General features: G+C 52.4%; 9 protein-coding genes, 2 tRNA genes and 3 other RNA genes. 7 read left to right on the forward strand and 7 right to left on the reverse strand.

What is annotated here, in order from left to right:
* The first annotated feature begins 215 nt into the window (after nucleotides 1–215).
* From AC07P6_RS12545 to AC07P6_RS12565, 5 genes are all read left to right on the forward strand, one after another.
* Nucleotides 216–3,959 (forward strand): nitrate reductase subunit alpha, encoded by a 3,744-nt coding sequence (locus tag AC07P6_RS12545; RefSeq protein ID WP_478316483.1) that lies wholly within the window; start codon nucleotides 216–218, stop codon nucleotides 3,957–3,959.
* Nucleotides 3,956–5,494, forward strand: coding sequence for a nitrate reductase subunit beta (gene narH, locus AC07P6_RS12550; protein WP_112213388.1), 1,539 nt, complete (start codon nucleotides 3,956–3,958; stop codon nucleotides 5,492–5,494). Before AC07P6_RS12545 ends, narH begins: the two co-directional genes overlap by 4 nt.
* Complete coding sequence (gene narJ, locus AC07P6_RS12555) at nucleotides 5,491–6,201, forward strand: nitrate reductase molybdenum cofactor assembly chaperone (protein WP_478316485.1); 711 nt, start codon at nucleotides 5,491–5,493, stop codon at nucleotides 6,199–6,201. Before narH ends, narJ begins: the two co-directional genes overlap by 4 nt.
* Nucleotides 6,201–6,878: a respiratory nitrate reductase subunit gamma gene (gene narI / locus AC07P6_RS12560; protein WP_182239430.1), complete on the forward strand. Its 678-nt coding sequence runs from the start codon at nucleotides 6,201–6,203 to the stop codon at nucleotides 6,876–6,878. Before narJ ends, narI begins: the two co-directional genes overlap by 1 nt.
* A 235-nt stretch (nucleotides 6,879–7,113) precedes the next feature.
* Nucleotides 7,114–8,643, forward strand: coding sequence for a tetratricopeptide repeat protein (locus AC07P6_RS12565; protein ID WP_478316486.1), 1,530 nt, complete (start codon nucleotides 7,114–7,116; stop codon nucleotides 8,641–8,643).
* 103 nt (nucleotides 8,644–8,746) lie between these two features.
* Here the strand turns inward: AC07P6_RS12565 and AC07P6_RS12570 are convergent.
* The 7 genes from AC07P6_RS12570 to AC07P6_RS12600 form a co-directional block, all read right to left on the reverse strand.
* Nucleotides 8,747–8,878: non-coding RNA, RtT sRNA (locus AC07P6_RS12570), on the reverse strand.
* A 46-nt stretch (nucleotides 8,879–8,924) separates the two neighbouring features.
* A non-coding RNA gene (locus tag AC07P6_RS12575) (RtT sRNA) lies at nucleotides 8,925–9,056 on the reverse strand.
* 46 nt (nucleotides 9,057–9,102) lie between these two features.
* Nucleotides 9,103–9,187 (reverse strand) — tRNA-Tyr (locus AC07P6_RS12580).
* A gap of 36 nt (nucleotides 9,188–9,223) precedes the next feature.
* Nucleotides 9,224–9,355: non-coding RNA, RtT sRNA (locus AC07P6_RS12585), on the reverse strand.
* Between the two features lie 43 nt (nucleotides 9,356–9,398).
* Nucleotides 9,399–9,483, reverse strand: a tRNA-Tyr gene (locus AC07P6_RS12590).
* Between the two features lie 159 nt (nucleotides 9,484–9,642).
* On the reverse strand, nucleotides 9,643–10,485 hold the full coding sequence (gene purU / locus AC07P6_RS12595; protein WP_110275575.1) for a formyltetrahydrofolate deformylase: 843 nt from the start codon (nucleotides 10,483–10,485) through the stop codon (nucleotides 9,643–9,645).
* Between the two features lie 42 nt (nucleotides 10,486–10,527).
* Nucleotides 10,528–10,986 (reverse strand): YchJ family protein, encoded by a 459-nt coding sequence (locus tag AC07P6_RS12600; protein WP_478316487.1) that lies wholly within the window; start codon nucleotides 10,984–10,986, stop codon nucleotides 10,528–10,530.
* 111 nt (nucleotides 10,987–11,097) lie between these two features.
* Here AC07P6_RS12600 and rssA point away from each other — a divergent pair, with 111 nt between their 5' ends.
* Together rssA and rssB are read left to right on the forward strand one after the other, a co-directional pair.
* Nucleotides 11,098–11,997 (forward strand): patatin-like phospholipase RssA, encoded by a 900-nt coding sequence (rssA, locus tag AC07P6_RS12605; RefSeq protein ID WP_181485876.1) that lies wholly within the window; start codon nucleotides 11,098–11,100, stop codon nucleotides 11,995–11,997.
* Between the two features lie 89 nt (nucleotides 11,998–12,086).
* Nucleotides 12,087–13,100, forward strand: coding sequence for a two-component system response regulator RssB (gene rssB, locus AC07P6_RS12610; RefSeq protein WP_478316488.1), 1,014 nt, complete (start codon nucleotides 12,087–12,089; stop codon nucleotides 13,098–13,100).
* Nucleotides 13,101–13,139: the final 39 nt, after the last annotated feature.

Here is a 13,139-nt window from a genome sequence, read left to right on the forward strand (position 1 = left end):
TAAAGAAAATTTATTATAAAAACCAATAAAAACAGATAGATAAAAAATAGATAAATATACCACCTTGGTGGTATTTTTTATTTTCTATATAAAGCGTACGGATACCGTGGTTGATCGTTATCAATTCTCTCCCTCTTTCATAGCGTTACCTTCGCTGCAAATCCAGCAATGTCGATTTATCAGAGAGCCGTCAGGCTCCACACAGGAGAGACCCGATGAGTAAATTCCTGGACCGGTTTCGCTACTTCAAACAGAAGGGCGAGACCTTTGCCGATGGGCACGGCCAGCTTCTTAACACCAACCGGGATTGGGAGGATGGATACCGCCAACGTTGGCAGCACGATAAAGTTGTGCGCTCCACTCACGGTGTAAACTGCACCGGCTCATGCAGCTGGAAGATTTATGTCAAAAATGGCCTCGTCACCTGGGAAACCCAGCAAACCGACTATCCGCGTACACGCCCGGACCTGCCAAACCACGAACCACGCGGCTGCCCGCGCGGGGCGAGCTATTCCTGGTATCTCTATAGCGCCAACCGTCTGAAATATCCGCTGATGCGCAAACGCCTGATGAAAATGTGGCGCGAAGCGAAAAAACTGCACAGCGATCCGGTTGATGCCTGGGCCTCTATTATTGAAGACGCTGACAAAGCCAAGAGCTTCAAACAAGCGCGCGGTCGCGGTGGTTTCGTACGTTCCTCCTGGCAGGAAGTGAATGAGCTGATTGCTGCCTCTAACGTCTATACCGTTAAAACCTACGGCCCTGATCGTGTCGCTGGCTTCTCGCCAATTCCGGCCATGTCGATGGTATCTTACGCCTCCGGCGCACGTTATCTGTCGCTGATCGGCGGCACCTGTCTGAGCTTCTATGACTGGTATTGTGACTTACCTCCTGCGTCGCCGCAGACCTGGGGTGAGCAGACCGATGTTCCGGAATCCGCGGACTGGTACAACTCCAGCTACATCATCGCCTGGGGCTCTAACGTTCCACAAACCCGTACGCCAGATGCGCACTTCTTTACTGAAGTTCGTTATAAAGGCACCAAAACCGTTGCTATCACACCGGACTACGCCGAAATCGCCAAACTGTGCGACCTGTGGTTGGCACCGAAACAGGGTACCGATGCGGCAATGGCGCTGGCAATGGGCCACGTGATGCTGCGTGAATTCCACCTCGACAAACCAAGCCAGTACTTCACCGACTACGTGCGTCGCTACACCGACTTCCCGATGCTGGTCATGCTCGAAGAGCGCGAAGGTTATTATGCTGCGGGCCGTATGCTGCGTGCTGCTGATCTGGTTGACTCTTTGGGTCAGGAAAATAATCCGGAATGGAAAACCGTCGCGGTTAATACCGACGGCGATATGGTGGCACCGAACGGTTCTATCGGCTTCCGTTGGGGCGAAAAAGGTAAATGGAACCTTGAGCAACGCGACGGTAAATCCGGTGATGAAACCGAACTGCAGCTGAGCCTGTTGGGTAGCCAGGATGAGATCGCTCAGGTGGGTTTCCCGTACTTTGGCGGCGAAGGCACCGAGCACTTCACAAGCGTCGAGCTGGAAAATATCCTGCTGCACAAACTGCCGGTGAAACGTCTGCAGCTGGCTGACGGCACCACCGCGCTGGTGACCACCGTTTATGACCTGACCATGGCCAACTACGGTCTGGAACGCGGTCTGAACGATGAAAACTGTGCAACCAGCTACGAAGATATTAAAGCCTACACTCCGGCGTGGGCTGAGAAAATTACCGGCGTTCCGCGTGCGCATATCATTCGCACTGCGCGTGAATTTGCCGACAACGCAGATAAGACGCACGGTCGTTCGATGATTATCGTTGGCGCTGGCCTGAACCACTGGTATCACCTCGATATGAACTATCGTGGCCTGATCAATATGCTGGTGTTCTGCGGTTGTATCGGTCAGAGCGGCGGCGGTTGGGCCCACTATGTTGGCCAGGAAAAACTGCGTCCGCAGACCGGCTGGCAGCCGCTGGCGTTTGCCCTTGACTGGCAGCGTCCGGCGCGCCACATGAACAGTACGTCTTACTTCTACAACCACTCCAGCCAATGGCGTTATGAGTCGGTTACCGCGCAGGAGTTGCTGTCTCCGCTGGCGGATAAATCCCGCTACAGCGGTCACCTGCTGGACTTTAACGTCCGCGCAGAACGTATGGGCTGGCTGCCGTCTGCACCGCAGTTAGGCACCAACCCACTGCGTATTGCTGATGACGCGAAGAAAGCCGGGATGGATCCGGTTGATTACACCGTTAAGGCGCTGAAAGAAGGCTCCATTCGTTTCGCGGCTGAACAGCCGGAAAACGGCAAAAACCACCCGCGTAACCTGTTCATCTGGCGTTCTAACCTGCTGGGCTCTTCCGGTAAAGGCCATGAATACATGCTGAAATATCTGCTGGGTACCGAACACGGTATTCAGGGGATGGATCTCGGCAAGCAGGGCGGTCTGAAGCCAGAAGAAGTGGAATGGCAGGATAACGGTCTCGACGGTAAATTGGATCTGGTGGTGACGCTGGACTTCCGTCTGTCGAGCACCTGTCTGTATTCCGATATCGTGCTGCCAACGGCAACCTGGTATGAAAAAGACGACATGAATACCTCGGATATGCATCCGTTTATTCACCCGCTGTCTGCTGCTGTTGACCCAGCCTGGGAATCGAAAAGCGACTGGGAAATCTACAAAGGCATCGCGAAGAAATTCTCTGAAGTCTGCGTGGGACACCTCGGTCAGGAAACGGACATTGTGACGCTGCCAATCCAGCACGACTCCGCGGCCGAACTCGCACAGCCGTTAGACGTGAAGGACTGGAAAAAAGGCGAATGTGACCTGATCCCAGGTAAAACCGCACCGCACATTATCCCGGTTCAACGTGATTATCCGGCAACCTACGAGCGCTTTACCTCCATCGGGCCATTGATGGAAAAAATCGGTAACGGCGGTAAAGGGATTGCCTGGAACACGCAGAGCGAAATGGATCTGCTGCGTAAGCTCAACTACACCAAAGCAGAAGGCCCGGCGAAAGGCCAGCCGATGCTGGATACCGCGATTGACGCAGCCGAAATGATCCTCACTCTGGCGCCGGAAACCAACGGTCAGGTGGCGGTGAAAGCCTGGGCGGCACTGAGCGAGTTTACCGGTCGCGACCACACGCATCTGGCGCTCAATAAAGAAGACGAGAAAATTCGCTTCCGTGATATTCAGGCGCAGCCGCGCAAGATTATCTCAAGCCCGACCTGGTCAGGTCTGGAAGATGAACACGTCTCCTACAACGCCGGTTATACCAACGTTCATGAGCTGATTCCATGGCGTACGCTGTCTGGTCGTCAGTCCTTGTATCAGGATCACCAGTGGATGCGTGACTTTGGTGAAAGCCTGCTGGTTTACCGTCCGCCGATCGATACCCGTTCGGTGAAAGAGGTGATGGGTAAGAAATCAAACGGCAACCCAGAGAAGGCGCTGAACTTCCTGACGCCGCACCAGAAATGGGGCATTCACTCAACCTACAGCGACAACCTGCTGATGCTGACCTTAGGTCGCGGTGGCCCGGTAGTGTGGATGAGCGAAGAAGACGCCAAAGAGATCGGTATTGAAGATAACGACTGGATCGAAGTCTTCAACAACAACGGTGCACTGACCGCGCGTGCGGTAGTGAGCCAGCGTGTACCGGCCGGGATGACCATGATGTACCACGCGCAGGAACGTATTGTTAACCTGCCGGGTTCAGAAATTACCGGTCAACGCGGCGGTATCCATAACTCGGTGACCCGCATCACGCCAAAACCGACCCATATGATCGGCGGCTATGCGCAGTTGGCCTACAGCTTTAACTACTACGGTACCGTAGGCTCGAACCGTGATGAGTTTGTCGTGGTACGTAAGATGAAGAACATTGACTGGTTGGACGGCGAAGGCAATGACCAGGTACAGGAGAGCGTAAAATGAAAATTCGTTCACAAGTCGGCATGGTGCTGAATCTCGATAAATGCATCGGTTGCCACACCTGCTCGGTCACCTGTAAAAACGTCTGGACCAGTCGTGAAGGGACCGAGTACGCATGGTTCAACAACGTTGAAACCAAACCGGGTACCGGTTTCCCGACCGACTGGGAAGACCAGGAGAAATACAAAGGCGGTTGGATCCGTAAGATCAACGGTAAACTGGTGCCGCGCATGGGTAACAAAGCGCTGCTGCTGGGTAAAATCTTCGCTAACCCGCATCTGCCGGGTCTGGATGATTACTACGAGCCGTTTGATTTCGACTATCAGACGCTGCACAACGCACCGGCTGATAGCAAAGCCCAGCCGATTGCTCGTCCACGTTCGCTGATTACCGGCAAGCGCATGGACAAAATCACCAAGGGCCCGAACTGGGAAGATGACCTGGGCGGCGAGTTTGAGAAGCTGTCGAAAGACAAAAACTTCGAAAACATGCAGAAGGCGATGTACGGCCAGTTTGAAAACACCTTCATGATGTACCTGCCGCGCCTTTGCGAGCACTGCCTGAACCCGGCGTGTGTGGCGACTTGCCCGAGCGGCGCCATCTACAAACGTGAAGAAGACGGCATTGTGCTGATCGATCAGGATAAATGTCGAGGCTGGCGTATGTGCATCACCGGCTGCCCGTACAAAAAAATCTACTTCAACTGGAAGAGCGGCAAGTCTGAAAAATGCATCTTCTGCTATCCGCGTATTGAAGCGGGTCAGCCGACCGTGTGTTCAGAAACCTGCGTAGGTCGTATTCGTTACCTCGGCGTGCTGCTGTACGACGCGGATGCGATTGAAACCGCAGCCAGCACCGAGAATGAGAAAGACCTGTATCAGCGTCAGCTGGACGTGTTCCTCGATCCAAACGATCCGAAAGTGATTGAACAGGCGCAGAAAGACGGTATTCCACTGAGCGTGATTGACGCAGCCCAAAAATCGCCGGTCTACAAAATGGCGATGGACTGGAAGCTGGCACTGCCGCTGCACCCGGAATATCGTACGTTGCCAATGGTCTGGTACGTGCCACCGCTGTCTCCAATTCAGTCCGCAGCCGATGCGGGTGAACTGGGCAGCAACGGTATCCTGCCGGATGTCGAAAGTCTGCGTATCCCGGTTCAGTACCTGGCGAACCTGCTGACCGCGGGTGACACTCAGCCGGTACTGCTGGCGCTGAAACGTATGCTGGCAATGCGTCACTTTAAACGTACGGAAACCGTCGATGGCGTTATCGATACTCGTGCGCTGGAAGAGGTGGGTCTGACCGAAGCGCAGGCACAGGAAATGTATCGCTATCTGGCGATTGCTAACTACGAAGATCGCTTTGTGGTGCCAAGCAGTCACCGCGAACAAGCGCGCGAAGCGTTCCCGGAGAAAAACGGTTGTGGCTTTAGCTTCGGCGATGGCTGCCACGGTTCTGACACCAAGTTTAATCTGTTCAACAGCCGCCGTATTGATTCTGTGGATGTGAGCAGCAAAACGGAGCCGCACGCATGATTGAACTTGTGATTGTGTCACGCCTGCTCGAGTACCCTGATATTGCCTTATGGCAGCATCAGGACGAACTCTTCGACGTTCTGGCTTCATCAGAGAAACTGGATAAAGGGGATGCTCAGATGCTGGGCATGTTCCTGCGCGAGCTAACCGCACAGGATCCGCTGGATGCGCAGGCCGCCTACAGCGAACTGTTTGACCGTGGCCGCGCAACGTCGCTGCTGCTGTTCGAACACGTGCACGGCGAGTCTCGTGACCGTGGTCAGGCGATGGTCGATCTGCTGAACCAGTACGAACAGCACGGTCTGGAACTCGACAGTCGCGAGCTGCCGGATCACCTGCCGCTGTACCTGGAATATCTGGCGCAGCTACCGGAGAGCGAAGCGATTGGCGGTTTGCAGGATATCGCGCCGATTCTGGCGCTGCTCTGCGCCCGTCTGCAGCAGCGTGAGAGCCGTTATGCGGTGCTGTTTGAGCAACTGCTGAAGCTGGCAAACAGCGCGGTGGATGAAGCGAAAGTGGCGGAGAAAATTGCGGACGAAGCCCGTGATGACACGCCGCAGGCGCTGGATGCGGTCTGGGAAGAAGAGCAGGTCAAATTCTTTGCTGACCAGGGCTGCGGTGAGTCGGAAATTTCCAATCACCAGCGTCGTTTTGCCGGAGCCGTAGCCCCGCAATATTTGAATATCTCTAACGGAGGACAGCAATAATGCACTTCCTGAATATGTTCTTCTTCGACATCTATCCGTATATCGCGGGTGCTGTCTTCCTGATTGGCAGCTGGTTGCGCTACGACTACGGTCAGTACACCTGGCGCGCGGCATCCAGCCAGATGCTGGATCGTAAGGGGATGAACCTGGCGTCTAACCTGTTCCACATCGGGATTCTGGGTATTTTTGCCGGTCACTTCCTGGGTATGCTGACACCACACTGGATGTATGAAGCGTGGCTGCCGCTGGACGTGAAACAGAAGATGGCGATGTTTGCCGGTGGCGCATCGGGTGTGATGTGTCTGGTAGGCGGAGTGTTGCTGCTCAAACGCCGTCTGTTCAGCCCACGCGTGCGTGCGACAACCACCGGTGCAGATATTCTGGTGCTGTCGATTCTGGTTATCCAGTGTGCTTTGGGTCTGTTGACCATTCCGTTCTCCGCCCAGCATATGGACGGTAGCGAGATGATGAAACTGGTGAACTGGGCGCAGTCCGTGGTGACCTTCCACGGCGGCGCTTCTCAATACCTGGACGGCGTGGCGTTTATTTTCCGTATGCACCTGGTGCTGGGGATGACGCTGTTCCTGCTGTTCCCGTTCTCGCGACTGGTTCACATCTGGAGCGTGCCGGTTGAGTATCTGACCCGCAAGTATCAGATTGTTCGTGCGCGTCACTGATACCATTTTGTGTGATGCTAAACCCTGCTTCGGCGGGGTTTTTTATGGTTATTTGCCGGATGGTGGCGTAAATGCTTTATCCGGCCTCGGTCCGGTTTAAAGCTGGTCTGCAATACCTGACATCAGAATCCGTACTCTCTATTTCTGATTTTTCGGCTCCTGTGAGAGTTTTTGTACGCAGAAAAAGGATGATGCAGCATATAATAACGCCATAAACGACAATAAGGATTGTTGTATGCGTTCTTTGTTAATATTCAAAATAATAATATTAAATATATTTATTTTAAATATGGCTCATGCTGCTGTCTGCGAGGAGCGCTATCCTCCCGACTCGGAAGAATGCCAGTACGTTCAGGAATTAGAGCAAAAAGCGGAGCAAGGAGATGAAAGTGCGCAGTTTGCGCTTGGAGAGTGGTATGCGGATGGTCGATATGTTAAGCCAGATTATAAACTCGCCATAAAATGGCTGGAGAAAGCGGGTAAACAAGGATCCGATTTTTCCTATTTCATTATTGGCTATCATTACAATTATGGTAAAAATTTTCCTCTTGATAAACAGCAAGCGCTGAAGTGGTATCGCAAGGCGGCAGAGCTAGGGAATAGTTCTACACAAGAAATATTAGGCGATGCCTATTTCTACGGTGATGGTCTTCCCCACAATATCCAGCTCGCGCTGGAGTGGTATCGAAAAGCCGCCTCGCCAACCAACGATGCGGGCGTTACTCGTAATCGAGGCTCTGGTTCAAGCGCCCAATACAAGCTTGGCGTGATGTATGCCCACGGCCAGGGCGTTCCTCAGGATTATCAGCAAACGGCGATCTTGATGCGTAAAGCGGCGGAAAATATGTACCACCCCGCGCAACTTTATCTTGGCGTCGCCTACTTTTATGGTGAAGGCGTACCTCAGGATTATCGTCAGGCAGTTTACTGGCTTAATGAAGGTATACCAGTCAGCTATACGCCAGGACACATTCCGCTGAATGCGCTCTATGATCAAGCGCATCCCGCTGACCGGGTTTACTCTCAGACGTGGTATCGAAAAACAGCGAAACGCGTGGTGGCAAAGGTGCAGTACAATTTTGGCGTATGGTATTACAACGGTTATCACTTATCTAAAGATCGCAACCTGGCGCTGGAGTGGTATCGCAAAGCCGCAGCGCAGGGATTGGCCGAGGCGCAGGATGCGATCGGCGTGATGTTTATGCAGGGCGAGGGCGTTTCTCAGGACGACCAACAGGCGCTGACGTGGTATCGCAAAGCCGCACGGCAGGGACTGCCTGCTGCGCAAACGCATCTTGGCATCATGTCGGCATTTGGCCGCGGTGTTGTGCAAAGCGACAAACAGGCTATCGCATGGTATCGGAAAGCGGCAAAACATGATTTTGCGAAAGCGCAATATCAGCTTGGCGCGGCATACAGTACGGGAAAAGGTGTGCCTGAAAATAGCAGGAATGCGCTGAAGTGGTACCTTAAAGCGGCAGAGCAGGGGTTTGCTCCGGCACAATTAGCACTTGGGGAAATTTATTCTCACGGGCGACAGGGCGTGCCTAAAGATAATAAGCTGGCCTATATCTGGTATGACAGGGCAAGTCTGTATACGAGAAAATCTGGGGATGAATGTTTAGCGCTCACTGCCGAAAGAGATCGACTCAAGGAAACGCTTACGCCAGCTCAACTTGACGAGACATATGATGCCATTGATCTCATCAGGCGAAAAATTGACCAGTCAGAGGCAGCGAAAAAGACTGGCAGGGAGAAGTATTGATAAGATAATCAATAAGCCATGGCGCTATTGTGTGAAGTCTGCCAGCGGGGTAAGAACACGGAGACGATGAAGATTGATTTAGCAAAGGCGTTGCAGGAAATGATGGTGGTGGGGGAAGGATTACTCAGCGCCATGCGCTTCGCCCTTCGGGTCGTTGCCTGCGGCAACGCTTTTTCGCTGACGCTCGAATCGGACCTTAGTCGAAGCTTCTCATCCTTCCCCACATGGGCAGAATATAGAATTTCAGAGTTTTGATTTAGTGAGGTGCTATCAGGAAGTGATGGTGGTGGGGGAAGGATTACTCAGCGCCATGCGCTTCGCCCTTCGGGTCGTTGCCTGCGGCAACGCTTTCTCGCTGACGCTCGAATCGAACCTTAGTCGAAGCTTCTCATCCTTCCCCACATGGGCAGAATATAGAATTTCAGAGTTTTGATTTAGTGAGGTGCTATCAGGAAGTGATGGTGGTGGGGGAAGGATTCGAACCTTCGAAGTCGATGACGGCAGATTTACAGTCTGCTCCCTTTGGCCGCTCGGGAACCCCACCAGGGGTAATTCATATTGTAGAGGTAACGCTTTGAGATGGTGGTGGGGGAAGGATTATTCGTCGCTTCGCTCCTCACCCTTCGGGCCGTTGCCTGCGGCAACGTTGTCTCGCTTTCGCTCGACTCGAACCTTGGTCGAAGGTTCTCACCCTTCCCAGTGAGTGCAAACTTCAGCATGACTCATTGGGGTAACTACATCGCTGTAGTGAATAATGGTGGTGGGGGAAGGATTCGAACCTTCGAAGTCGATGACGGCAGATTTACAGTCTGCTCCCTTTGGCCGCTCGGGAACCCCACCACGGGGTAATGCATAATACTGGCCTGCTTCCTTCTCGGGAAGCGGGGCGCATCATATCAAATGACGCGCCGCTGTAAAGTCTTCCTTTGATAAAAACAAACTGGTTGCCTGATTTTTACGCGTAAAGCCGCAAAGCTAACCAGCTAATTTCATTATCGATTAAAGAATAATCGTCCGATTGCCGTAAACGAATACCCGCTGCGCCAGAACCTGATATAAAGCACGGCTCAACACATTCTTCTCGACGTCACGACCCGCACGCATCATATCTTCCGCGGTGTAGGTGTGATCCACGTGAATCACGTCCTGCATAATGATTGGACCTTCATCGAGATTATCGTTCACGTAGTGCGCGGTCGCGCCAATAATCTTCACGCCGCGATCGTATGCCTGATGGTAAGGGCGTGCGCCAATAAAGGCTGGCAGGAACGAGTGGTGGATATTAATGATTTTATTTGGAAAGCGAGAGACGAATTCCGGGGTCAGCACGCGCATATATTTTGCCAGTACGACGTAATCTGGCTCAAGAGCGGCAATGGCATCGCCCATTTGCTTATCATGCTCTTCGCGGGTTAAACCTTCATGGCTTACCAACTGGAACGGGATATCAAATCGTTCAACCAAAGTGCGCAGCGTTTCATGGTTGCCGATAACGGCGGCAATTTCTACGTCCAGCCCGCCATAGTTGGCTTTCATCAGCAGATCGCCGAGGCAGTGCGCCTCTTTGGTCACCAGAATCACGACACGGCGACGGCCTGCTGGATTCAGCTCACGAATCGAGCCTTCTGGCAGAGCGCTGTCGAGGTCTGCCAGCAGAATGGAATCATTGAAAATACCTTCAAGCTCGGTACGCATAAAGAAACGACCGGTCCGATGATCAACGAATTCGTTGTTTTGCACGATGTTCAGTTCGTGCTTGTAGCAGATATTAGTGATACGCGCGATGAGGCCTTTCTGATCAGGGCAAATAGTGCGTAGTACTTTACGTTGTAGTGAATGCATCGCGGGGAAAATCCTGTAGTGTTTGCTATTTCTGCTGCTGGCTTATTGGCCGCAACATTTTTTAAATTTTTTACCTGAACCGCAAGGGCAGGGGTCATTTCGACCAATGAGCGGTCGTGTGCCGTCAATATAGTACCACTGTCCGTTTTCTTTTAAGAATCTGGATCGTTCAATAATAGCCCCGGAGCGGTTATCGTCAGTAAAACGAGCGATAAAGCTGACGAAGCCTTCATCAGGACTGCGGCCAGTATCGGTACCAAAGAGGGTTAAACCTTGCCATTGGGTTCGGGTAAATCCGTTCTCCAGGTCTGCGCGAAACTGTTGCGCCTGACAGGAGGGGTGCCATGTTTTGATCAGATAGTCGGCATCTTTCATGACAAATGCGCTGTAGCGGGATCGCATCAGCTGTGACGGATCCGGCGCAAGCTGTGTGCCAGCCAGATAACGCTGACAACATGAGCTATACTCTAGAGCGCTGCCACAGGGGCATAATTGCGACAAAATGGCCTCCATGGAAAAGAGAAAAACAGCGTTGTTACGCTAAAGTGCTTATGTTAACTGAGCGGTGGCGATGATGCCATGCCCGGAGTGGAAGGATATGTTTCGGTAATAATGAGAAAGCTTAAAGTTGGTCTGGCATTAGGGGCAGGAGCCGCACGAGGGTGGTCGCACATCGGTGTGATCAACGCGTTACAGCGTGCAGGTATAGACGTTGATGTCATCGCGGGATGTTCTATTGGGTCGCTGGTAGGCGCAGCCTACGCTTGCAACCGACTTCCTGCACTGGAGAAATGGGTATGCTCCTTTAGTAATTGGGACGTTCTGAAGTTAATGGATCTCTCCTGGCAACGCGGCGGATTGCTGCGCGGCGAGCGTGTGTTCAGTCAATATCGGCAGCTAATGCCCACCACTGAAATTGAATGCTGCGAACGTCGATTTGCGGCCGTCACCACCAATTTAAGCACTGGTCGTGAATTGTGGTTTACTGAGGGGGATCTGCATCTTGCGGTACGCGCCTCTTGCAGTATGCCCGGCCTGATGTCGCCAGTGATGCATAATGGTTACTGGCTGGTGGATGGCGCGGTTGTCAATCCCGTGCCGGTGTCACTGGCTCGCGCAATGGGCGCAGATATTGTGATTGCCGTTGATTTGCAGCACGATGCGCATCTGATGCAGCAAGATTTGTTATCCATGGAGGCGCGACGCCCGGAAGAGGAGGAAGACTTCTCCTGGCATTCTCGTATACGCTCTCGGTTGACGCGCATGACTTCGCGCCGGGCGACGGTGACGCCAACGGCTATGGAGATCATGTCCACTTCTATTCAGGTGCTGGAAAATCGCCTTAAGCGAAATCGCATGGCGGGCGATCCGCCGGATATTCTGATACAACCCTTTTGCCCGCAAATCTCCACTCTTGATTTTCATCGAGCCGGTGAAGCTATAGCAGCTGGTCATCTGGCGGTTGAAAAGAAAATGGATGAACTATTACCTTTGGTGCGTACCCCCGCGTAGCGCATTTAACACCGACTTAAGTAAATTCTGACAGGCGATAGCGTGAATAGCATGCCACTATTACATTATCGTCAGCCAGAGGAGAGATCATGACGCAGCCATTGGCGGGTAAACAGATTCTGATAGTTGAAGACGAACCCGTTTTCCGCTCTCTTTTGCACACCTGGTTAACTTCGCTTGGTGCGACTATCGTACAGGCGGAGGATGGGGTGGATGCGCTTCAAAAAATGGCCGATTCAAAACCTGATCTGATGATTTGTGATATTTCGATGCCGCGTATGAATGGCCTGCAGCTAGTTGAACATCTGCGTAATCAGGGTGAACAGCTGCCGATTCTGATGATATCAGCCACGGAAAATATGGCGGATATTGCTAAAGCGCTGCGCCTTGGCGTACAGGATATCCTGCTAAAACCAGTAAGAGATTTTGAGCGCCTGAAGGAAACGGTCTATGCCTGCCTCTATCCCAACATGTTCAATTCACGAGTGGAGGAGGAAGAGCGGTTATTTGAGGACTGGGATGCGCTAGTCAGTGACCCGAAAGCGGCATCGAGGCTGCTGCAGGAGCTTCAGCCTCCTGTTCAACAGGAGATGTCTCATTGCCGTATTCACTATCGCCAACTTATGTCGGCTGATAAACTTGGACTTGTTCTCGATATTGCACCGTTATCAGAAAACGATCTGGCGTTTTATTGCCTGGATGTCACACGTGCGGGGGATAATGGGGTTCTTGCAGCCTTATTGCTGCGTGCACTGTTTAATGGACTGCTGCAAGAGCAGTTAGCTCATCAGGGGCAGCGCTTGCCGGAGATGGGAAGTCTGCTAAAACAGGTTAATCAATTGCTCCGTCAGGCAAATTTGCCAGGGCAATTCCCATTATTAGTAGGGTATTACCACAGCGGATTGAAAAATTTGATTTTAGTTTCTGCTGGTTTGAATGGCACGCTGAATACAGGCGAGCACCAAATTCAGATTAGTAACGGGGTTCCGTTAGGAACGTTAGGTAATGCATATCTCAACCAAATAAGTCAACGCTGTACATCATGGCAGTGCCAAATTTGGGGGGCAGGTGGACGTTTACGCCTTATGTTGTCTGCGGAATGAGCAATTGTGTTTATTTTAACTCTGCCGGGGTTACCGCAC

The sequence above is a fragment of the Klebsiella sp. GFKo11 genome (genome assembly GCF_056490265.1).

Bases quoted from the DNA above. Each gene is read 5' to 3' on its own strand.
- rssB (WP_478316488.1), top strand. From the start codon at position 12,087: ATGACGCAGCCATTGGCGGGTAAACAGATTCTGATAGTTGAAGACGAA.
- narH (WP_112213388.1), top strand. From the start codon at position 3,956: ATGAAAATTCGTTCACAAGTCGGCATGGTGCTGAATCTCGATAAATGC.
- narI (WP_182239430.1), top strand. From the start codon at position 6,201: ATGCACTTCCTGAATATGTTCTTCTTCGACATCTATCCGTATATCGCG.
- AC07P6_RS12565 (WP_478316486.1), top strand. From the start codon at position 7,114: ATGCGTTCTTTGTTAATATTCAAAATAATAATATTAAATATATTTATT.
- rssA (WP_181485876.1), top strand. From the start codon at position 11,098: ATGAGAAAGCTTAAAGTTGGTCTGGCATTAGGGGCAGGAGCCGCACGA.
- AC07P6_RS12545 (WP_478316483.1), top strand. From the start codon at position 216: ATGAGTAAATTCCTGGACCGGTTTCGCTACTTCAAACAGAAGGGCGAG.
- purU (WP_110275575.1), bottom strand. From the start codon at position 10,485: ATGCATTCACTACAACGTAAAGTACTACGCACTATTTGCCCTGATCAG.
- narJ (WP_478316485.1), top strand. From the start codon at position 5,491: ATGATTGAACTTGTGATTGTGTCACGCCTGCTCGAGTACCCTGATATT.